The organism is Nocardia vulneris, assembly GCF_001613425.1.
Lineage (GTDB): Bacteria > Actinomycetota > Actinomycetes > Mycobacteriales > Mycobacteriaceae > Nocardia > Nocardia vulneris.
On record NZ_BDCI01000010.1, the window covers coordinates 128,803 to 148,131 of the forward strand.

Annotated in this window: 24 protein-coding genes; 15 read left to right on the forward strand and 9 right to left on the reverse strand. The window is 67.9% G+C overall.

The window, feature by feature from the left end; genetic code table 11:
- Positions 1-258: 258 nt before the first annotated feature.
- Positions 259-438, forward strand: coding sequence for a hypothetical protein (locus tag NVU01S_RS43365; RefSeq protein WP_156161600.1), 180 nt, complete (start codon positions 259-261; stop codon positions 436-438).
- A 10-nt stretch (positions 439-448) separates the two neighbouring features.
- On the opposite strand, the gene NVU01S_RS13945 is transcribed toward NVU01S_RS43365, so the two are convergent.
- A complete protein-coding gene (locus NVU01S_RS13945) occupies positions 449-2,179 on the reverse strand; it encodes a recombinase family protein (protein WP_082032078.1) in 1,731 nt (576 codons plus the stop codon).
- A gap of 45 nt (positions 2,180-2,224) precedes the next feature.
- Here NVU01S_RS13945 and NVU01S_RS13950 point away from each other — a divergent pair, with 45 nt between their 5' ends.
- The gene (locus tag NVU01S_RS13950; RefSeq protein ID WP_244467269.1) at positions 2,225-2,983 is read left to right on the forward strand and encodes a helix-turn-helix transcriptional regulator; all 759 of its coding nucleotides are present in this window, start codon (positions 2,225-2,227) and stop codon (positions 2,981-2,983) included.
- A 64-nt stretch (positions 2,984-3,047) separates the two neighbouring features.
- Positions 3,048-4,235: an acyl-CoA dehydrogenase family protein gene (locus NVU01S_RS13955; protein ID WP_043671447.1), complete on the forward strand. Its 1,188-nt coding sequence runs from the start codon at positions 3,048-3,050 to the stop codon at positions 4,233-4,235.
- Between the two features lie 3 nt (positions 4,236-4,238).
- Here NVU01S_RS13955 and NVU01S_RS13960 read toward each other — a convergent pair whose 3' ends face one another.
- Complete coding sequence (locus NVU01S_RS13960) at positions 4,239-4,727, reverse strand: GNAT family N-acetyltransferase (RefSeq protein ID WP_043671449.1); 489 nt, start codon at positions 4,725-4,727, stop codon at positions 4,239-4,241.
- 78 nt (positions 4,728-4,805) lie between these two features.
- On the opposite strand from NVU01S_RS13960, the gene NVU01S_RS13965 reads away from it, so the two are divergent.
- A complete protein-coding gene (locus NVU01S_RS13965; RefSeq protein ID WP_043671453.1) occupies positions 4,806-5,408 on the forward strand; it encodes a ClpP family protease in 603 nt (200 codons plus the stop codon).
- Positions 5,409-5,410: 2 nt separating this feature from the next.
- Entirely contained in the window at positions 5,411-6,004 is a 594-nt protein-coding gene (locus NVU01S_RS13970; RefSeq protein WP_042255441.1) for an ATP-dependent Clp protease proteolytic subunit, read from the forward strand.
- Between the two features lie 91 nt (positions 6,005-6,095).
- Here the strand turns inward: NVU01S_RS13970 and NVU01S_RS13975 are convergent, their stop codons facing one another.
- Entirely contained in the window at positions 6,096-6,473 is a 378-nt protein-coding gene (locus NVU01S_RS13975) for a helix-turn-helix domain-containing protein (RefSeq protein ID WP_043671456.1), read from the reverse strand.
- 133 nt (positions 6,474-6,606) lie between these two features.
- Between NVU01S_RS13975 and NVU01S_RS13980 the strand changes: the two genes are divergently transcribed.
- The 6 genes from NVU01S_RS13980 (at position 6,607) to NVU01S_RS14005 (ending at position 10,399) form a co-directional block, all read left to right on the forward strand.
- Entirely contained in the window at positions 6,607-6,936 is a 330-nt protein-coding gene (locus tag NVU01S_RS13980) for a hypothetical protein (protein WP_043671459.1), read from the forward strand.
- Positions 6,937-7,090: 154 nt separating this feature from the next.
- Positions 7,091-7,999, forward strand: a complete 909-nt coding sequence (locus tag NVU01S_RS13985; RefSeq protein WP_043671461.1) for an EamA family transporter — start codon at positions 7,091-7,093, stop codon at positions 7,997-7,999.
- 189 nt (positions 8,000-8,188) lie between these two features.
- Complete coding sequence (locus tag NVU01S_RS13990; RefSeq protein WP_063048121.1) at positions 8,189-8,578, forward strand: hypothetical protein; 390 nt, start codon at positions 8,189-8,191, stop codon at positions 8,576-8,578.
- A 61-nt stretch (positions 8,579-8,639) separates the two neighbouring features.
- Entirely contained in the window at positions 8,640-9,137 is a 498-nt protein-coding gene (locus NVU01S_RS13995) for a hypothetical protein (RefSeq protein ID WP_043671467.1), read from the forward strand.
- 121 nt (positions 9,138-9,258) lie between these two features.
- Complete coding sequence (locus NVU01S_RS14000) at positions 9,259-9,912, forward strand: VC0807 family protein (RefSeq protein ID WP_043671469.1); 654 nt, start codon at positions 9,259-9,261, stop codon at positions 9,910-9,912.
- 130 nt (positions 9,913-10,042) lie between these two features.
- On the forward strand, positions 10,043-10,399 hold the full coding sequence (locus NVU01S_RS14005) for a hypothetical protein (RefSeq protein ID WP_014987590.1): 357 nt from the start codon (positions 10,043-10,045) through the stop codon (positions 10,397-10,399).
- A 13-nt stretch (positions 10,400-10,412) separates the two neighbouring features.
- Here NVU01S_RS14005 and NVU01S_RS14010 read toward each other — a convergent pair whose 3' ends face one another.
- Positions 10,413-10,868 carry a hypothetical protein gene (locus NVU01S_RS14010; RefSeq protein WP_043671472.1) on the reverse strand — a complete coding sequence of 152 codons (456 nt, stop codon included), beginning with the start codon at positions 10,866-10,868 and terminating at the stop codon, positions 10,413-10,415.
- A gap of 153 nt (positions 10,869-11,021) precedes the next feature.
- On the opposite strand from NVU01S_RS14010, the gene NVU01S_RS14015 reads away from it, so the two are divergent.
- The 3 genes from NVU01S_RS14015 (at position 11,022) to NVU01S_RS14025 (ending at position 13,491) form a co-directional block, all read left to right on the forward strand.
- Positions 11,022-11,978, forward strand: coding sequence for a GlxA family transcriptional regulator (locus tag NVU01S_RS14015; protein ID WP_043671474.1), 957 nt, complete (start codon positions 11,022-11,024; stop codon positions 11,976-11,978).
- Between the two features lie 106 nt (positions 11,979-12,084).
- Positions 12,085-12,795, forward strand: coding sequence for a class I SAM-dependent methyltransferase (locus tag NVU01S_RS14020; RefSeq protein WP_043671477.1), 711 nt, complete (start codon positions 12,085-12,087; stop codon positions 12,793-12,795).
- 81 nt (positions 12,796-12,876) lie between these two features.
- On the forward strand, positions 12,877-13,491 hold the full coding sequence (locus NVU01S_RS14025; RefSeq protein WP_043671480.1) for a dihydrofolate reductase family protein: 615 nt from the start codon (positions 12,877-12,879) through the stop codon (positions 13,489-13,491).
- On the opposite strand, the gene NVU01S_RS14030 is transcribed toward NVU01S_RS14025, so the two are convergent.
- A complete protein-coding gene (locus tag NVU01S_RS14030; RefSeq protein ID WP_043671483.1) occupies positions 13,485-14,177 on the reverse strand; it encodes an SGNH/GDSL hydrolase family protein in 693 nt (230 codons plus the stop codon). The genes NVU01S_RS14025 and NVU01S_RS14030 overlap by 7 nt on opposite strands.
- Before the next feature lie 39 nt (positions 14,178-14,216).
- Positions 14,217-14,651: a MarR family winged helix-turn-helix transcriptional regulator gene (locus NVU01S_RS14035; protein WP_029892829.1), complete on the reverse strand. Its 435-nt coding sequence runs from the start codon at positions 14,649-14,651 to the stop codon at positions 14,217-14,219.
- Positions 14,652-14,734: 83 nt separating this feature from the next.
- Between NVU01S_RS14035 and NVU01S_RS14040 the strand changes: the two genes are divergently transcribed.
- Complete coding sequence (locus NVU01S_RS14040) at positions 14,735-15,913, forward strand: MFS transporter (protein ID WP_043671486.1); 1,179 nt, start codon at positions 14,735-14,737, stop codon at positions 15,911-15,913.
- Here NVU01S_RS14040 and NVU01S_RS14045 read toward each other — a convergent pair.
- From NVU01S_RS14045 to NVU01S_RS14055, 3 genes are all read right to left on the reverse strand, one after another.
- Complete coding sequence (locus tag NVU01S_RS14045) at positions 15,910-16,842, reverse strand: hypothetical protein (protein WP_082032079.1); 933 nt, start codon at positions 16,840-16,842, stop codon at positions 15,910-15,912. The genes NVU01S_RS14040 and NVU01S_RS14045 overlap by 4 nt on opposite strands.
- 132 nt (positions 16,843-16,974) lie before the next feature.
- Positions 16,975-17,910, reverse strand: coding sequence for a threonine/serine dehydratase (locus NVU01S_RS14050; protein WP_043671492.1), 936 nt, complete (start codon positions 17,908-17,910; stop codon positions 16,975-16,977).
- 8 nt (positions 17,911-17,918) lie between these two features.
- Complete coding sequence (locus NVU01S_RS14055) at positions 17,919-19,310, reverse strand: bifunctional lysylphosphatidylglycerol flippase/synthetase MprF (RefSeq protein WP_043671495.1); 1,392 nt, start codon at positions 19,308-19,310, stop codon at positions 17,919-17,921.
- Between the last annotated feature and the right edge of the window lie 19 nt (positions 19,311-19,329).

Sequence of the window (19,329 nt, forward strand, 5' to 3'; positions counted from 1 at the left end):
GGGGCCGTGTCCAATCTGGACCCCTCGGGCACTGTTGATCTTCAGGCATACTGGACGTGGAGAGAATCGGGCGTAGGGGACTGACAGGTCGATTTAGGAGACAGCCATGTCAGCCCACAGGATCCCTCGCGCGGGAGTGATCGCATGATCCCCGAGAAAACGCCCCGAAAGCCCCACAAAGCCACCAGCCGGGGCCAACCCCAACACAGTTCGTCGCGGCATGGTGACCCGCCCAGCGGGCAGCGATCCGGGCGGGGAATGCGGGTAGGACCGACCAGTGAGGAAACGCGGCGGCGGGTCGCCGAAGCCAGGGTGCGGCAAGGGCTTTCACCCCGGATCGACAACCCGGCCGTGATCGAATCGTTGGCGTTGTTCCTGCGTCACACCTTCGACACCCTCGACCGCGAACCCGGCAAGCCCGATGAGAGCGACGGCTAGCGCGCGGGGCTCAGAGTTCGTGCCACAGGATCTCGACCGAGTGCTCGTCGAATCGCCAGGTCTTGCGGTTCTGGTCTTCCCATTTGGCCGCATACACCTGCGCCGGTTTCACGATCACCTTGTCCACCAGCCGTGCGGTGGCATCGTGCCGCCACCGCGAGCCCTTGGTCTCCCACGCTGCCCGCAGCTCCCCGGGTGTGGAGCCGATATCGGCCAGCACCGCCAAGGCTTGGGCGCTGCGCAACGAATCCTGTTCGCCGCGAAGGGCCTTCAACGTCTGTTTGAGTCCAGCGATGGTGCGATCGATGACCCGCAAGTCGTACTCGTCCCCGGCCCCGGACAGGATCGCGGTGCGCTTGTCGGTCTCGGCGTCCAAGTTCGCGGCGGCGATCTCAACACGTTTCTGCAACGCCGCGATCTGTTCGGCGTTGTCGTTGCTCCGTTCGAAACGCGCCAGGATCTGCGGATCCTCGTAGGCGGCGATAACCTGTTCGGCAACGAACATCTCCAGCGCTCCCGCGTCGCGGTACACCTTCCCGCATCCGCATACCTGCTTACGCGAATCCTTGGCCCGGCAGATGTAGCGGCGCTGCTCGGTTACCCCGTTCTTGCGGGCGCGGATGAGCTTCGACCCGATCATCGACGCGCCACACCGCTGCCCGGCCCGCTCGCTGCCCTCAAGAAAGGTGCCGCCGCACTCGGCCAACCCGGTCATCCAGTATTCGCCGTTACGCTGACGCGGCTTGCCGGGGTCCTTCGCGCGCGAGTGCGCCTGCAACCCCACCCGCATCGCGTCGTGCTCGGCGCGGGTGAAGATGGCAGGCCACTGCGCGCGATGGCGCGTCCCGGTGCGCTTATGCACCCGGATTCCGTTGCCCTCGGGATTGTTCAAGCACTCACACCGCGCCCCGGTCGCGTCGGAATGCTCGCCCAAGTCGTAGGCCACATAGGCTTCGAGCAACAACAGGTGCGACAGCTTGCCCACTGCCCACAACGCACCCTCGGACGTGGTGATCCCGCGCGCGTTCCAATCGGTGATGATCGCGGTCTGGGACTCGCCGTTGATCACCCGGTCCCGGCCCTCACGCAGCACCGCTACTTCACTATCGCGCAGCGCGTACCGATCAAGAATGTCTTCGCCCGAAAGTGGATGCGCGCCAACCACTTTGCCGTATCCGAAGCGGCGCGAACCGCCCTGCATCACGCCCTTGGCCGCTTCCTCGCTCATCCGATCCAACAGGTTCTCGGTGTTGGTCTCGCGGTACTCCGCCGCCTCGGCCACCTTCACCATGAAATTCTTGCGCCCCGCGCCGCTGGTCAGGTCGTAATCGGTGTCCTTGACGAACAGATACCGAACCTCGTGATCACGGCCCAGCTTCATCAACTCGTTGCCCAAGTCGTAATCGCGGGTCAACCGCGCCACATCACGCGCCAGAACCGTCTTCGACGGACCCGCAGACACCAGCGGCAGGAGCGTGCGCAACCCCGGCCGTTCGGTGTCGGCACCGGACATGTCGTTGTCGCAAAAGATCTGCGCCAACGGCAAACCCTTGCGCTTGGCGTAGGCCACCTGATTCTTCGCCTGCAACTGCGTGCCCTCGGCGCGGTCCTTCTCGTCCCGCGAAATCCGCACATACCCATACACCCACAACGCAGGGTCCACACCAACCACCGCAGCGGCCAGCGTCGCATTGATCTCCACCAACCAAGCCAAATCCTCTTGCCGCTTCGTACGTGTCATGACCCAATTCTACAAAATGTAGTGCTTAAGAACACCCTCGCTGGAATGAGCGCCGACTATTACGTGCGGCTCGAGCAAGGACGGGACAAGCATCCCTCCGAGCAGGTGGTGGCGGCGCTGGCACGGGTATTCGACCTGGACGAGGAGGCCACCGCACACCTGCGGGATCTGGCCAGGCCGCCGGTGCGGCAGCGCCGGGCGCCGCAGCGCGCGGAACGCGTGAGCTCCGGGCTGGCTAGCCTGATGGCGCAGTGGCCCAACACGCCCGCGCTGGTGCTCGGCCGGTATCTCGATGTGTTGATCGCGAATCCGCTTGCTGCGGCGGTCAATCCATGTTCGGTACCCGGCGTCAATCAGGTCCGGATGATGTTCCTCGACCCGGAAGCCCGCCGGATCTATCCGGATTGGGCACAGCACGCGGCGGAGACCGTGGCGAGCTTGCGCGCCAATGTCGGCACCGACCTGGATGATCCGCGGTTGACCGACCTCGTCGGCGAGCTGTCGCTCAAGAGCGAGGACTTCCGCACGCTGTGGGCCAGGCACGATATTCGCGCAAAGATCGCGGGCCGTAAGCGCTTCGCCCATCCCCTGGTCGGCGAGATGACCCTGGACTACGAGACTTTCACGGTGAACGGCGCGCCGGGCCAGCTGCTCATCGCCTATCACGCCCAACCGGGTTCGGATTCCGAACGTACCCTGGCCCTGCTCGGCAGCATGATCGCCACCGGCGACCCGCTGCTGCGCGACCCCGACGCGCACCCGGTCGAGGCGCGGCGCGGGGGCTCGGTCCGGCCACCGGACTGAACCCTGGGCGGTGTGGCCGGGCCCGGCGATACTCGACGGTGCTTGCGCGGCAGGCGTTGTCGAGATGAGCGGAGGAACCACGGTGCCCGAGGTGACGACAGCGGCCGAGTTGCTGAAAGCCGCAAAGGCTTTCGCGCCCGAGCTGGCGAAGCGGCGACAGGAGATCGACGCGGCGCGCCAGTTGCCCGCCGATATCGTCGAGCGGCTGCGCGCGATGGGGATCTACGCGATGGGCTTCAGTGCCGAACTCGGTGGGCCCGGGCTCACCTCGCTGGAGCAACTGGAGGTGTTCGAGGCGCTGGCCTACGGCGACACCGCCACCGGCTGGTGCGCGATGATCGGCGCGGCGACCGGCGTCTATGCCGGGTTCCTCGACGAGCAGGCCGTCGCCGAGCTGATGCCGACCCGCGATCTCATCACGGCGGGACTGATCGCGCCGGCGGGCCGAGCCGATCGCGTCCCCGGCGGCTACCGGCTGAGCGGGCGCTGGAAACTGGGCAGCGCCATCAACCATGCCGATCTCGTGGTCGGCGGTGCCATGGTGTTCGACGACGGTGCGCCGGCCGCCGACGGTGCCCCGCTCGCGCGGATGTTCTGCATGCGGCGTGATCAGGTACAGGTCTTCGACACCTGGGACAGCACCGGTTTGCGCGGCAGCGGTAGCAACGACTACGCCGTCGACAACCTGTTCATCCCCGAGCACCATTGCTTCGACTTCTTCGAACCGAAAAGCGGCACAGGCAAACTCGCCGAACCGGAGACGTTGCCCCGGGTGATGCCCGGTGTCCCGCTCGGTGCCGCGCGAGCCGCGCTCGATCACGTCCGCGAGCTGGCCGAGGGCAAGGTGCTGCCCGGTACCGGCCAGCGGTGGGCGAACAATTATCGCGTCCAATACATCCTGGGCGAGTGCGAGATGGACTACATCGTCGCCCGCGCTGCGGTGGTGGAGAGTCTGCGTACCCAGTGGGAAGCCTTGGACCACAAGCGTTTCGCCGAACTTCCCGCCGATCTCCGGATCCAAACCCTGCTGACCCGGACCCACGCGTACCGGGCCTGCCGCCGCATCGTCGCCCGGCTGTGCGAGCTGGTCGGCACGGCGTCGGTATACAAACCGAGCCCCCTCGACGTCTGGTTGCGCGACACCAGCACCATGACCACCCATCTCATGGCCCACGACCAGATGCTCCAAACAGCAGGCGCCTTTCTCCTCGGCGGCACCCCCGAATTCCCCCTGGTGGTAGGCGAGCGCTGAGCCCTACGGCGCGACCGCTTTCACGTAGCGGTGGGCCGGGACTTCGATGGGGCCGTTGGGGCCTGGAGCATGATGGGTGAACAAGCCCTTGTCGGTCCAGCCGTGGGTTTCGTAGAACCTGCGAGCTCGGGCGTTGCCCGCGACGACCGCGAGCCAGGCTTCGCGGTGGCCGCCGGCGTGTACCCGCTGCTCGGCGGCGGCCAGCAGCGGGGCGGCGAGGCCGGTACCGCGGTGCTGGGCGGCGACGTAGACCTGCTCCACCTCGTCGCCGACCACCATGACGAACCCGGCGACGGTGTCGGCGACGATCGCGACGGTGGTCTGCGGAACCCGCTGTGCCGCACGGGCGTCGAAGGAGGCGCGGGAGCGGGCGCGCAGCAGCTCGTCGGGCACGTTGCCCAGGTGTGCGACCTGCCAGCCCTCGTGCCAGATCGCCGCGATCGCCGCCGTGTCCTCGGTGCGGGCCTGCCGCAAGGTCGCCCCGTCCTGCATTTGCGCACTGTAGCAACGGCGGTCTGCTGTTGGCAGACACAGGGGCGATCAGGGGTTGGGCGCGATTACACCTGAGGCATGATCGAAACATCGCACCTGGACTATCGAGGCCAACTTGCCGACAGATTGTTCCGCCATCGGACGATCTTGCTCACCGGTGAGGTCGACGACGCGATGGCCGAGCGGGCCTGCACCGAGCTGGTGCTGCTGTCCGCCGAGAACGCCGCACGTGACATCGTCGTCTACATCAACTCACCCGGCGGCTCGGTGCTCGCCGGACTCGCCATCTACGACACCATGAAGCTGATCCCCAACGACGTGGTCACCGTCGCGGTCGGATTCGCCGCGAGCATGGGGCAGGTGCTGCTCGCCTCCGGCACGCACGGCAAGCGAATCAGCTTGCCGCACAGCCGGATCATGATGCATCAGCCGTCCGCGGGCATCGGCGGCACCGCAATGGATATCGCGATTCAGGCGGAGAATCTCGAGTACATGAAGTTGCAGTCCGAACAGATCCTGGCGGCCGAGACCGGCCATACGCTCGAGGAGATCCGCGAGGACAGCGACCGGGACCGCTGGTTCACCCCGGAGCAGGCGCGCGAATACGGGATCGTCGATCGGATCGCCGAAAACTTCCACCAGATCGCACCATTCACCAACGGACACCGAGCGGGGCTGTAGTCATGTCGCAGTACACCATTCCGCACGTCATCGAGCGGACGCCGAACGGCGAGCGCTCCTTCGACGTGTTCAGCAGATTGCTCAACGACCGAATCATCTTCCTCGGCACCGAGATCGACGACGGCGTCGCCAATGTGGTGATGGCGCAGCTGCTGCATCTGGAGTCCGAATCGCCGGACCGCGAGATCGGCATCTACATCAATTCGCCGGGCGGCTCGAACACCGCGATGCTCGCGATCTACGACACCATGCAGTTCATGCGCACTCCGATCGAGACCTACTGCATGGGCCAGGCGGTCTCCGCGGCGGCGGTGCTGCTGGCCGCGGGCGCCCCGGGACGCCGGTATGTGCTCGCGCACTCGCGGGTGCTGCTGCATCAGCCGTCCGCGCAGGGGCAGGGCACCATTTCCGACCTGGCACTGCAGGCGGCGGAGGTGATGCGGATCCGCGCGCAGACCGAGGAGATCTTGAGCAAACACACCGGTCAGCGCGTCGAGCAGTTGCGCAAGGACACGGCACGGGACCGGGTCTTCACCGCCGCGGACGCCGTGGCGTACGGGCTGGCCGACGAACTGATCGTGACCCGCAGCCATTGAGCGCGGATCCAGCGCGGCGTCGAGGGGTCAGCACTCGGCGCCGCGGCTCTGGATATCGCGGAACGCGCTGTCCCTGAGCGGGTTTCGCGGGTCAGGCGGCCAGCGCCAACATCTCGACGCGGGTCTCGGAGACCTTGCGGGGGCGCAGTTGGCGCAGCGCGCCCAGGCGGCGCGCGCCGCGGAAGAGCAGCGATTCGATCGGCATGCCGAGCGCGCCGCAGATCGAGTGCAGCATCTCCGAGGACGGTTCCTTGCGGCCCCGCTCGATCTCGGACAGGTACTGCTTGGACATCCCCACCTCGGCCGCGACCTCGGCCAGCGTCCGATCCTGGTCCAGCCGCTCGTCCCGCAGCACCTCGCCGTAGACGGCGCGCAGCAGCGGGGTCGCCGCCTCGACCGGCTCGCGATGAGGCTCGGCGCGGCGGCGCGCGGCGAGTTCGACTACCACGCCATCCTCTTCTGCTGCCATACCCACGAGTCTCGCACCCCGCGCCGCCGACCGACGCGATGTTCACCCAGGGCGGAAGTGCCACCTGTGCGCGGAGGTCGGCGAGCATGTTTGCGCAGTGTTATCGGGGTACTCGACGCGCAGGAGGTGTGACATGCCGAAGCAATGGAGTGATAAACGGGAACGTCAATACGAGCACATCAAGGACTCGGCCGAGGATCGTGGCGCGAGCACCAAACGGGCCAAGGAGATCGCGGCGCGGACGGTGAACAAGAACCGTGCGCAGTCCGGTGAGTCCGAGACCGCGAGCCGCTCCTCGATCAAGGACAAGTCACCGCAGAGCCGCGGCGGACAGCGTTCCGGGCGCAAGGGACCCAAGGGGCCGACCCGCGATCAGCTGTACAACGAGGCTCGCCAGCGCAACATCGAGGGGCGTTCCAAGATGAACAAGTCCCAGCTGGAATCCGCGCTCGGCCGTAAGTAGCGCCCGGAATGCGCTCCTGGTGCAGGGTTCGCACCTGCGCGGGAGCGTATTCGCGCGGATGGGGGGAGTAAAAACCGAATTCTCCTTGTCGTAGAGATGTGCTTCGCTGAGCAACGGCGGCGAAGCACATTGGTCTGTGGATGGGAGAACTGCCGTGGTAGCGATCGACGTCGAACGGCCGATTCGCGGAGGACGAACCTGGGCCGGGTGGCGGGGCATCGCGGAGCGCGGACTCGGCGGCGTGCCGCCCACGGCGCTGGTACTGGCCGGAATCGTCAGCGTGCAAGTGGGCGCGGCGCTGGCCAAACAATTGTTCGCGGCGACCGGGGCCGCGGGCGCGGCCGGCATCCGACTGGTTTTCGCCGGGCTCGTGCTGGTGTTGTTCTGGCGTTCGGCGTTGCGCATCGGCTGGCGCGCGGTGCCGGTGGCGCTCGCGTACGGCGCGGTGCTCGCCTTGATGAACCTGTCCATCTACGAGGCGATGGATCGCATTCCGCTCGGCATGGCGGTGACGATCGAATTCCTCGGACCGCTGGCCGTCGCGCTGGCCGGGTCGCGACGCTGGATCGACCCGGTGTGGGCGGTGCTGGCGGGCGGTGGCGTGCTGTTGCTGACCCAGGCCGAGGGGGACGTCGAGTGGGTCGGCGTGCTGCTGGCGCTGGCGGCCGGGGTGTGCTGGGCGGGCTACATCCTGTTGAGTGCGGCCCTGGGCGAACGGACCAGCGGCGGTGGCGGACTCGCGATCGCGATGGCCTTCGGCGGGTTGCTGATCGCGCCGATCGGGATCATCGAAGCGGGCAGTGCGCTGCTCGATCCCGAGATACTGGTGGTGGGCTTCCTGGTGGCGATGCTGTCCTCGGTGCTGCCGTATTCGGTGGAACTCGAAGCGTTGCGGCGCATTCCACCCCGGGTGTTCGGGGTGCTGATGAGTCTGGAGCCCGCGGTGGCCGCGCTGGCGGGTCTGATCCTGCTGGGGCAGGTGATGAACATTCCGCAGTGGTTGGGGATCGTCTGCGTGGTGGCCGCCTCGGCGGGCGCGACCCGCACCTCGGGCAAGGCTTGACCCGGATCGGGTAACTCGCGGCCTCGTCAGCGGCGCATTCCCGCCCGTATCGCGCTGTGGCGGGGCGAGTTCGGCGGTTCGGGCGCGCACCGGGCCCGGCCGGGGTGAGGATCTAGGGGAGTTGCCCCGGGTGCGTGGCCACGTCGGCCGGGGTACGAACCGGTGATCAGGACGGATAGGACCCTCGGGATGCGGATGCGAATCGGTGTTGTGGCGGGAGTGTTCGGGGTGGCGGCGGCGCTGGCCGCGCCCACGGCAGGGGCGACGGTGACCCAGGTTTCGATGTACCCGGGGATCAATTTCGGGTTGGCGACCAACTACGGGACCGGCTGTACCTACACGGCCCGCGCGGCGGTGACCGATGTGACGCAGCCCGTGGTCTTCTACGACAACGGGGTGCCGTTCGCGGCCGTGCGTCCGTCCGGCGGCACCGCGCTGAGCGACTGGGTGCCCGCGACGGAAGGTCCGCACACGATCAGCGCGGTGCAGGCCCCCGACGACCGCATCGTCGCGAGCGTGGACCTGCGCGTCGGGCGCGGCGTGCATCTGGGCTACGGCTGCAACGTCTTCGGCGGCTGATCCCGCGGACTACACCAGGTGAAGCCCGGTTGGCACGCGCGTACCGGGGTGGCGTCGGCGTGTGGCGAATCGTCTGCTCCGTCCGGTGGCCGCGACGCCGAACGAGGGCTACCATCAGCGCATTCGAGCGCCCGCCGAGGAGAACAGTGATGCCGGAGACTCCGCTCGGGGCAGCGGTCACCGCCCCACGTCGCGGCGCGTGGACAGCGGGGGTGCGCTCATGATCCGGGTCGAACTCGATATCCGTTCCGGCAGGCCGAATCCCCAGTGGCGGTTGTCCTCCGGCGACGAGGCACAACTGCACGGTTTGATCGCCGCGGCACCGCGGGCGGCCGACGGCGGCAGCGAAAACGACAGCGAATACCAGGGTTTCCTCGCGCAACTGTCGGAGGCGGAGACGCTGCGGGTGCAGCGCGGAGTGATCGAGATCGAGCGCGGCGGCGAGCGCACCTATCGCACCGACGCGGACCGCGCGGTCGAGCGCTGGTTGCTGGCGACCGGGCGCGCGTCGCTCGAACCGTGCGATTACCAGGCCGTCGTGGCGGCACTCTGGGCGTGAGTTCGCGGGCATGACACTTGTCATGCCGCAGTCGTGATGGTTGACAGATCCGCCTGCTCCCCGGCGTCCGTAGCGTCAATTCTCGTAGCGCACCGCTGAATACGCCGCCGAGGAGCACCCGATGACCGTCACCACCGACACCGTCCAGCCCGCTGCCACCGTCGCACCGGTGAGCCACCTGAGCCTGCTCGCGCCGATCGCCCGCGATATCGCCGTCCCCGTGGGCGCCTACTTCCTCATGCACGCACTGGGTTACAGCGATTTCGCCGGGCTGCTGGCCGGCACCGTGGTGTCCGGGGCGATGGTGGTCGTCGAGGCGATCCGGCACCGCAGGCTGGAAGTGTTTCCCGCGATCCTGTTGAGCGTCTTCGCTTTCGGCCTCGTCACGTCGCTGATCAGCGGCGACCCGCGGATGATGATCGTGAAGGATTCCGCGGGCACCCTGCTGATCGGTCTGGCCTTCCTGATCAGCGCCGTGGTCGGCAAGCCGCTGACCTACCTGGCGGCGCGTAAAGCGGCCGTCGCCGGTGGCCCCGCCCGGGTCGCCGCCCTCGAAGCGGTCTACCGCGACAACGCCGCGAAGCGCCGGATGTTCGCCGCCCTGGCCGTGCTGTGGGGCGCGGGTCTGGTGGTGGAGGCCATGATCCGGGTGGTGCTCGCCTACCAGTTGCCGATTCCGACCATGGCGTGGCTGTCGCCGGTCCTGATGATCGCGGTGATCGCGCCGCTGCTGGCGGTCACGGTCGTACTGCGCAAGCGGGCCGATCGCGCCTGAATCGCGCAGTTCACCCGCTCGCTCGGCCCGGTCCGCCACGGACCGGGCCGACGTCGTGAACTCGGTCACCGGGCGCGCGCAGGTAGTGTCGGTTTCGTCGAGTTTGCCACCCCACGGAATGGAGAAAGCAGTGCAGATCCAGATCAATACCGGAAGCGGCATCCACGGCGGCGCGAGCCTGATCGAGCGGGCCGAAGCCGAAATCGCCTCGGTGCTGGACCGTTTCAGCGCGCAGCTGACGCGGGTCGAGGCGCATCTCACCGATCAGAACGGCGAAAAGGGCGGACCGGACGACAAGCAGTGCGTGCTCGAGGCGCGGCCGAACGGTCAACCGCCGGTCGCGGTCACCCATCGGGCGGCGTCGGTCGAGGAGGCCTACACCGGTGCGGCCGAAAGCATGGCGCATCTGCTCGACAGCCGGTTCGGCAAGCTGCACCACACCAAGGGCGGGGAGTCGATCCGGCACATGACGCCGGCTCCGGAGTAGCCCGCCGCGGTCGTCAGGCCCCGGTGGTGGAACCGGGGCGGACGATCATCAGCACGGTGACGACCACCCACAGCAAGTTGAAGATGCCGGTATCCATGCCGAGCCGCCGGATCAGTGCCGGGGTCGTGGCAGGCAGATCGGCGAGGATCTTGTGCTGACCGGGCAGGATGAGCATGGCGAGCACCCCGGCGGCGGCCGCGGTCAAGCCGATGGAAACGATGAGCCACTTGTCGGTGAGCACGCCGAGGCTCAGGGCGGTGAGCGCGCCGAAGGTGGGCACCAGGATTCCGATGTAGGCGTAGACCCGGCAGATGCGATGCAGCGTCGCCAGTACGGCGGCGTCGCGATCGTTCGCGGGGCCGGCGAGGGCGCGGCGAGTGGTGGGCGCGAACATGCTCGCCGCGACCGTGACCGGCCCGACGGCGATGATCACGGCCAGCACATGGACCGAAAGCAGGAACTTCGTCACAGCCGCGAGGTTAACGATCTTCGGGCCGCAGCGAAATAGGCGAAACGGCCATACACCGGTCGATTCTCGCCAATAGCTCTGACGTCGTGGTTTGCAGAAGATGTACTGCTCGTGGCTATTGGCTGGAATCCGGGTGCACCCTATCCTGAAGCCATGCATGTCGTAGCCGTCCTGGCGCTGGACAAGGTCATTCCGTCCGACCTCGCGACGCCGGTCGACGTGTTCGGCGGTGCCCGCCTGCCCGACGGGCGGATGGCCTATCGGGTGCGGGTCTGCGGTGTCACCCCCACCGTCGACGCGGGCGCGTTCACGCTGCATCCGCCCTACGATCTCACCGCGCTGGCCGACGCCGACACCATCATTGTGCCCGGCCGGGCCGAGCCCGAGCGGCCCGTGCCGGAGGAGGTGCTCGACGCGCTGCGGCGGGCGGCGGCCGCAGGCACCAGGATCGCGTCCATCTGCGTGGGCGCGTTCGTGCTCGCCGCGACCGGCCTGCTCGACGGGCAGCGGGCGACCACGCACTGGATCGCCGCGACGCAGTTCGCCGCTCGCTATCCCGAGATCGACCTCGATCCGGATGTGCTCTATGTGGACAACGGTCAGCTGCTCACCTCGGCGGGCGCCGCGGCGGGAATCGACCTGTGCCTGCACATGATTCGGCGTGACCACGGTTCCGCGGTGGCCGCCGACACCGCGCGGCTGTCGGTGGTGCCGCTGGAACGTGAAGGGGGACAGGCGCAATTCATCGTGCACGACCAGCCGCCGACCCCGCGGGGCTGTTCGCTGGAGCCGGTGATGCAGTGGATGCGGGACAATTCCGCGAAGGATCTGACCCTCGACGACATCGCCGCGCACGCCAAACTCAGCACCCGCACCTTGAACCGGCATTTCCGCGAGCAGGTCGGCACCACGCCGCTGCAATGGTTGCTGCGGGCCAGGATTCGGCAGGCGCAGTACCTGCTGGAGTCCACCGGTCACCCGGTGGACCGGATCGCCGGGCAGGTCGGGTTCGGCTCGCCGACGGCCTTCCGGGATCGATTCAAGCGCGTGGTCGGCACCACCCCGCAGAGCTACCGTGCGGCGTTCCACGGTGCGGGCGTCGGCAACTGAACCCGGCGGAAAATGCATGTCACGTCAAAAACGGAGCTTTGTTCTCCGTTTCTCGATAGGATCGGTTTGTTCATCCTGATCCACCATCGAGGCAAGGGGCAGGTTCATGACCGAGAGTGAGGCACCATCCGGGCTCGACCCGGCCGATATCGATTTCGAACAGGCCTACCAGAGCGGCACCCTGGTCGAGGGTGCCGTGATGGATCGGCTGCCCTGGGAGATAGATCGCCCGCAACCGTTGCTCGTAGAGTTCGAGCGCAGCGGCCGGGTCACCGGCGATGTGCTCGACATCGGTTGTGGCCCAGGGGATACCGCCATTTACCTGGCCGGGCTCGGCTACCAGGTGACGGGCCTGGACTTCGCGCCGACCGCCATCGAGAAGGCCCGCGCGCGGGCCGCCGAGCGCGACGTGACGGTGGCCTTCGCCGTCGCGGACGCCACCGAACTCGGCGGGTACGACAGCCGATTCGACACCGTGGTCAGCAGCGCGCTCGCGCACTGTCTCGACCCCGAGCAGCGCAAAGCGCATGTGGCAGCACTGCATCGGGTGATGCGGCCCGGCGCGCGACTGTTCCAGCTCTGCTTCTCGGCAGGGCCGCACAGTGCCGGCTACGCGCCCTATGCGGTCGGCGAAGACGAGTTGCGCGCCGCCTTCGCCGCGCCGGACTGGCGGCTCACCGAGCTGCGGCCCGGCAAGTTGACCGCGATCAAACCGCCGCCGGCGTTCCTGGAGCTGCTGCAGGGCATGCCGCTCGAACTGGACGCGGACGGTCATCTGCTGCTGCCGGTCTGGGTGCTGGAAGCCGAACGGGTCTGAATCGATGCGCGACCGATGATTTTCTTCGCGCCGTACCGTCGGATCAGGCAACGTACTCACCACTGATCCAGGAGTTGGGCGATGAGAAAAATCACCGCAGGTCTGTTCATGTCCCTCGACGGCGTCATCGACAACCCGCAGGACTGGCACTTCCCGTACTTCAACGACGAGATGGGCGTTGCGGTCAACGCCCAGCTCGGCGCCGCCGACACCCTGCTGCTCGGACGCAGCACCTACGAGGGTTTCGCGGGTGCCTGGCCGGAGCGGGAGGCCGCGGGTGGCGAGGACGCCGCTTTCGCGAAGGTGCTCGGCGATGCGCGCAAGGTCGTCGTCTCGCACCAGGATCTGGAGTTCACCTGGCGTAATTCCGAGGTGTTGCAGGGTGGGCTGATCGAGGGCGTCACCGCGCTGAAGAACGAGCCCGGTGGCGATATCGGTATGAGTGGTTCGGTCTCGGTCGTGCTCCAGCTGCTCGACGCCGGACTGCTGGACGAATTGCACCTGCTGGTGCATCCGATCGTCGTCGGCAAGGGCGCTCGGCTGTTCCCGGACCGCGAATCGACGCTGCCGCTGCGGCTGCTCTCCTCTCAGACGTTCGAGACGGGCGTGCTCAACCTGATCTACACCCGCGACGAGGCGGCGACCACCGCCACCTACGACGACGCGAAAGTGCATCTGCCCGAGGCGGATCAGTAGTCGTCGCGCCGCTGGGCGGGGGTGTCGAGCAGGTGTGCGAGCTGCTTGACCACCTCCGCCGCCAGGACCGCCTGTCCGGCCGCGGAGAAATGAATCCGGTCCGCGCTCAACAGATTCGGGCGGTCGTTGAGCGGGTGCTCCCAGCACTCGACCACGGCGACATCGTATTCCGCGGCCAAGGCGCGGGTGAGGTCGTTGAGCCGGCGGACACGATCGGTCCAATCCGGGAAGACCGGCACCACATAGGCTTTGCCGAGGGTGAAGACGGTCATCGTGGCGCCGGTGCGTGCACCCAGGCGATACATATCGCGCAGCTGCTGCTCGATCTCACCGAAATCCGGTGTGCGGCGGACGATATCGTTGGCACCGCTGGACAGGTGCAAGAGGTCCGGGCCGAATTCCAGCAGTCGATCCGCTTGGTGCCGGACGACCTCCGCGGTGGTCGCGCCGACCACACCGGTATTGCGATACGCGAGATCGGGCCGCACCCGGCGCAGCACGTCGGCGACGCGATCGGCCCAGCCGAGGGTCGTGTAGCCGGGGCTGGGGTCGCCGGTGCCCACCGACAGGCTGTCTCCGATCACCGCGAAGCGCCGCCAGGGGGAGTCGTAGAGCAGGGCCGCGGCCTCCAGCGGGGGTAGGCAGAACGGGTCGGTTTCTTCGGTGGTGGGGCACGCCACGGTCATGAACAAACAATACGTTCGACCGTATGTCTATATCAAGGGTCAATCTTCGGCCGCCATGGCTTGGAGTAGATCGCGCAGCGCGCGCTGCTGAGCGGCGGTGAGCGAGGTCAGCGGCGAGTCGGCATTGAGCAACTCGACCGCAACCGTCCGCTGCCGGGCGCCGGCCGGGGTCAGCACGATCTGTTTGGCGCGCCGGTCGCTCGGGTGTGGCTCGCGGCGGATCAGCTCCTGTTCCTCGAGCCGGTCCAGGACGAAGGTCGCATTGGACGGCTCGCACGACATCCGGGTGGCGAGTTCGCGTGCGGTGATCGGCTCTGACAATTCACGCAGGGCGATGACCTGGGACGGCGTCAGGTCCAACTGCTCGGCGACGCGACGGACGTGCTGGTCGAGGCGGTGGGTGAAGCGGTGCACGAGTTTGCAGACGTCCCGGTCGAGTTCGGTCTCCACGGGCGGCGGGGGTCGGCGCTTCATTGCATCGAGTCTAGCGCGTATCGTTCGAACTGTGATAGTTCTAGTTCGTATCATTTGAGTTCGAACTATATGAGGATGCTCTGATGCGCCCTGCTGTCCTGTCCCTGATGTTGGTGGTGTTCGGTCTGACGACCGGTGAGTTCGTGATCGCCGGGATCCTGCCGGAAGTGTCCGGCGGGCTATCGGTTTCGGTGCCCGCCGCGGGCATGCTGGTGACCGCCTACGCGATCGGCATGATCGTCGGCGGGCCGGTGGTGACCATGCTGACCGCGCGGGTGTCGCGCCGGCGGCTCGTCGTCGGGCTGGTCCTGTTCGCGATCTGCGCCAACCTGGGCTCGGCCTTCGCGCCGAATTATCCTGTGCTGCTGGCGATGCGGGCGGCCGCCGGACTGATCGTCGCCACCTTCTTCGCGGTCGCGATCGCCACCGCGGTCTCGACGGCCGAACCCGGGAAAGAAGCCACCGCGGTCGCGCGGGTCGCTCTCGGACTGAACCTCGGGATCGTGCTCGGCACGCCGATCGGCGCGCTGATCGGTCAAAACTTCGGCTGGCGGGCGACTTTCGTCGCGGTGGCGTTGTGCGTGGGTCTCGCGTTGCCCGTGGTGCTGCGGTACCTGCCGGACGCGCCCGGGACCGCTGCCGAATCGGTATTCGGGGAGTTGCGCGTGTTCGGCGACCGGGCGGTCTGGGCGGCGATCGCGCTGACGGTGCTCGGAAACATCGGCGTGGTCACCGTTTTCACCTTCATCACACCGCTGCTCACCGATTTCAGTGGATTCGGCGCGGGCGCGGTGCCGGTTCTGCTGCTGGTATACGGGGCGGGTGCGGTCGTCGGCAATCAGGTGGGCGGCTGGCTCGCCGACCGCACCCGGGCAGGGGTGGCGAGCCTGCTGGCGGCGCTCGCCGTGGTCCTCTTGCTGTTCTGGGCGCTCGGTGACGGCCGAATCGCCGCGGTGCTACTGACTTTCGGGCTCGGCGCGCTCGCGTTCGCGATCGTTCCCGGCATGCAGACCCGGGTGATCGCCGCGGCCGCCGCAGCGCCGACCCTGGCCGTCGCGGTGAATGCCTCCGGCTTCCAGCTGGCGGCCGCCGGCGCGGGCCGGCTGGGTGGCTGGGTGCTCGGCGACGGTTCGGGGCTGCGGGCGATTCCCCTGGTGGGCGCGGTGCTGACGCTCGCCGGCCTGGCCCTGGCGCTCGTGCTGCTGTGGCGGGACCGCGAACAGGTCGGCGAGTCCGCGCCGGAGCTGGCCGAGAAGCGTTAGGCGGTCAGTGCTTTCGCGACGATGCCGCCGGTGATCGCCTTCGTCAGATAGTGGGTCGAGTCGTGCGGGCTGGCGCCGTTGTCCAGTGGTTCCTCGGTGACCGGCACCACGCCGGCGCCGGGGAACGGCGGGAAGAACGGGGTGAGATCGAGATGCGCGGCGACCAGATCGTCGCGGTCCACCAGATTGTGCCAAGCGGCAACGGCTTTCGGGACCATGGCCGGTTGCGGGCGGAGCCGCTCGTAGATGACGGTGCGCAGGCCGAGCGGGGAACCCATGGTCAGCAGGGTCACCTCTTGGTCGACGCGATGCAGCGCCTCGTAGGCGACGACCGAGCCGAGCGAATGCGCGACGACCAGTTCGGTCTCCGGCCCCACCTGCGCGAGCACCTGCTGTTGCGCGTACTCGCGCACGTTCTCGTCGGTGAAATAGCGGGCCACCTGGGACAGCGCGCGCACCACGAACTTCTCCGCAAGCCCGATGCCGAACGGTGCGAACCAGCGCAGCCGCACCAAGGCGTTGAGTGCCGGGCGCAGTGCGGCTTTGGGTCCCTGCGGCTTGGCCTCCGGCGGCACCACCGCGGTGAGGCGCTGGGCGGTCAATCGATCCCGCTGGTCGCCCGCGTGCTCGGCGGCCGTGGCCAACCAGAGTTCGGCGAGCTGTTCCATCAGCTCGAGTTGCTCTGCGTCGAGATCGCCGACGGCGCCGCCCTGCGCTCCTTCGGCCAAGAACTGATTGCCGTAGAACGCCATCCTGGTCGAGATGTCGCCCGGTCTTCCGTTGCGCCACAGGCGATCGGCGAGTTCCAGGTCGCCGTGGTTGCGCACCCCGCCCGCGAGGCCGGGCAACCACTGCGCCTCCAGCGTGTCGGCCGACGCCTGTTCCTGTGCGATGCCGTGTACGAGGACGATCGTTGCCAACGTCCCCACCCCTTTCCTCCGGCCGTGCGGCCTGCGCCATAGCGCCGTGCCTTCCGTCGGGATCGAAGACGCTCTGAGCATAATCCCGCCATCCCCAACCCGCCCCGCGAATCAGCCCTCCGACAGCCGTTCGCTACCTGATCAACTCGCGAGGTCGGCGGGGTCGGTGTTTGCGCCGCAGAGGATGACGCAGACTTTTTCGTTGGGTGCTGGGGTGTAGGCGGAGGAGTGAAGGGCGGCCGGGGCGGTGGCGGCGCCGTGTTCTACGGCGAGGCGGTGCTCTTCCCAGAGGGTGCGGCGGGTGGCGATGATGGCTTCGTCGTCGACCAGGATCGAGTCGACGCGGTAGGACTGGGCGGCGTGCAGGGCCAATGCGGTGGCGCGGCGGGCGCCGAGGGAGTCGGCGGCGATCGAGTCGACCGGGACGTCGACCAGGTGGCCGGCCTCGACGGCGGCGTGCAGCGCTCGGCAGTTCCGTGGCTCGACGGCGACCGTGCGGATGCCGTAATGGTCTGCGGCGGTGGCGATTCCGGCGAACAACCCGCCGCCGCCGACGGCGACCACGACGGTGTCGAGGTCGGGCATCCGCTGCCGGATCTCTTCCATGAGGGTGCCTGCCCCCGCGGCGATCAACGGATGGTCGTAGGCGTGGGACAGCAGTGCGCCGGTCGAGGCCGCGAAATCCTGGCTCGCCGCCAGCGCGTCCGCGTACTGCGTGCCGACCAGATGCACTGTGGCGCCATAGGAATGCAGCCGCCGCACCTTCACCTCCGGTGCGGTGGCGGGCAGGAACACGGTGGCTTCGACACCCTGCGTCCGGGCCGCCCAGGCACAGGCGAGCCCGGCGTTACCACCCGAGGCGATCGTCACGCCCGCCGCGGGCAGGGTGCCGTTCTCCTGATGCGCCAGTAGGAAATTCAGCGCACCGCGGACCTTGAAACTACCGGTGTGCTGGAGCAGTTCCAGCGCGAACCACAGGTTCCCCGCACCGTCGCCCGCGGGCGCGAGGGTGATCGGCCGCACCCGGTGCGCCACCCGCGCGACGGCGGCCTTGATATCGGTGTGGCCGAGTTCCATTGTGCTCCTCAGTGTTCGCGGCGGTGCGGTGCGAACTCCAGGGTAAGCAGCGCGGCGGCCGCGATGAGCACCTCGCGCCAGCGGATCAGCACATACCGCTGGTCGGACAGCGCGTGGAACTTGCGCAGGAACCGATACAGCGATTCCAGCCGGATGAGCGGATCGCCGAGGTGCACGAGCGCATACATCAGCTTCGCGGTGCGCGACTTCTCTTTGTCGGCGAACAGCTCCGGGAATGGCGCGAAGGCCAACGAGATCCGAGTGATGCCGTGCTCGCGGGCGTAGTCGACCAGATCGATGATCATCCGCTCGTCCAGGCCGTTCGGGGCGCCCTTGCGCCGCCACGGCACGTCGAGGCTGAGTTCGCGGCCGCGCCCGGAGATGCCGTAGCGCTGGAAGCCCGACACCGTGCCGTCCGCGTCCTTGGCCATGACCACCAGCATGTTCGGGTTCCGGCCGTCCAGCAGGTGATCCAGGATCATCGAGAAGCCGCGGGTCTGCCTGCCCTTACCCCATTCGTCGACGATGCCGAGCAGTTCGGCGCGCTGGCCGTCGGTCAGGGCCGACTCGTCCACGATCTCGGTGGTGACGCCGAAATTGCGGGTGCGGCTGACGGCTTGGCGCAGGTTGCGGAAATGCCGGCCGACCATCGCGAAATCATCGACCTCGAGCATCACGTCGCGTCCGATCGGAACGGCGTGCAGCCCACGGTGTTCCAGCGCGCGCACGCGCCACAGCTCGGTCAACTCCGGGCTCGCGCCGAGTACGGCGATGCGCCAGCCCTGATTGAGCGCGAACTCGGAGAACTCGGTGAGCAGCGCGGGGAAGGCGGCGCGGTCGCCGATCGGATCGCCCGCGACCACGGCGATACCGAAGCGGGCCCGATAGCCGATGCCCGCGGTCGAATCCGCGTTGAAGAAGTAGGTTTTCGAGGAGTGCAGCGCGAAGGGGGCGAGCGGATCCCGTTCGGTGCGGCCGACGAGTTCGGCGACCCGGTACAGCTGATCGGGCTGCGGCCTGCTGGATTGCGGGAGCACCAGCAGGAAACCGCTCGACGCGAGCAGCACGAAACCGTAGCCGGGATGTTCGGCGCGATAGGCGAGATGGGCGATGGCCAGGACGAGCAGCGCGACCGCGAAGTGGGCCAGCGTGATCGGCCTGCGCAGGTGCAGCCCGCGGGCCACGAAGACACCGGCGAGCGAGACGGCGACGAACCACGCGTGGTCGACGCCGTGGTTCGCGGCCTGATGTGCCTCGTACACGAGCAGCACGCTGATCGCCAGGGCGGCGCCGATGAACACCGGCCGCACCCACGAGTCCGCCGGGAAAGCGGCTTGCCGGTATCCGATTCGCGTCGCCAAGCGCGCGGGCACGGCGGCCGCGGCGCGTTCCTCGCTCACATCCCCACCAGCTTCGCCA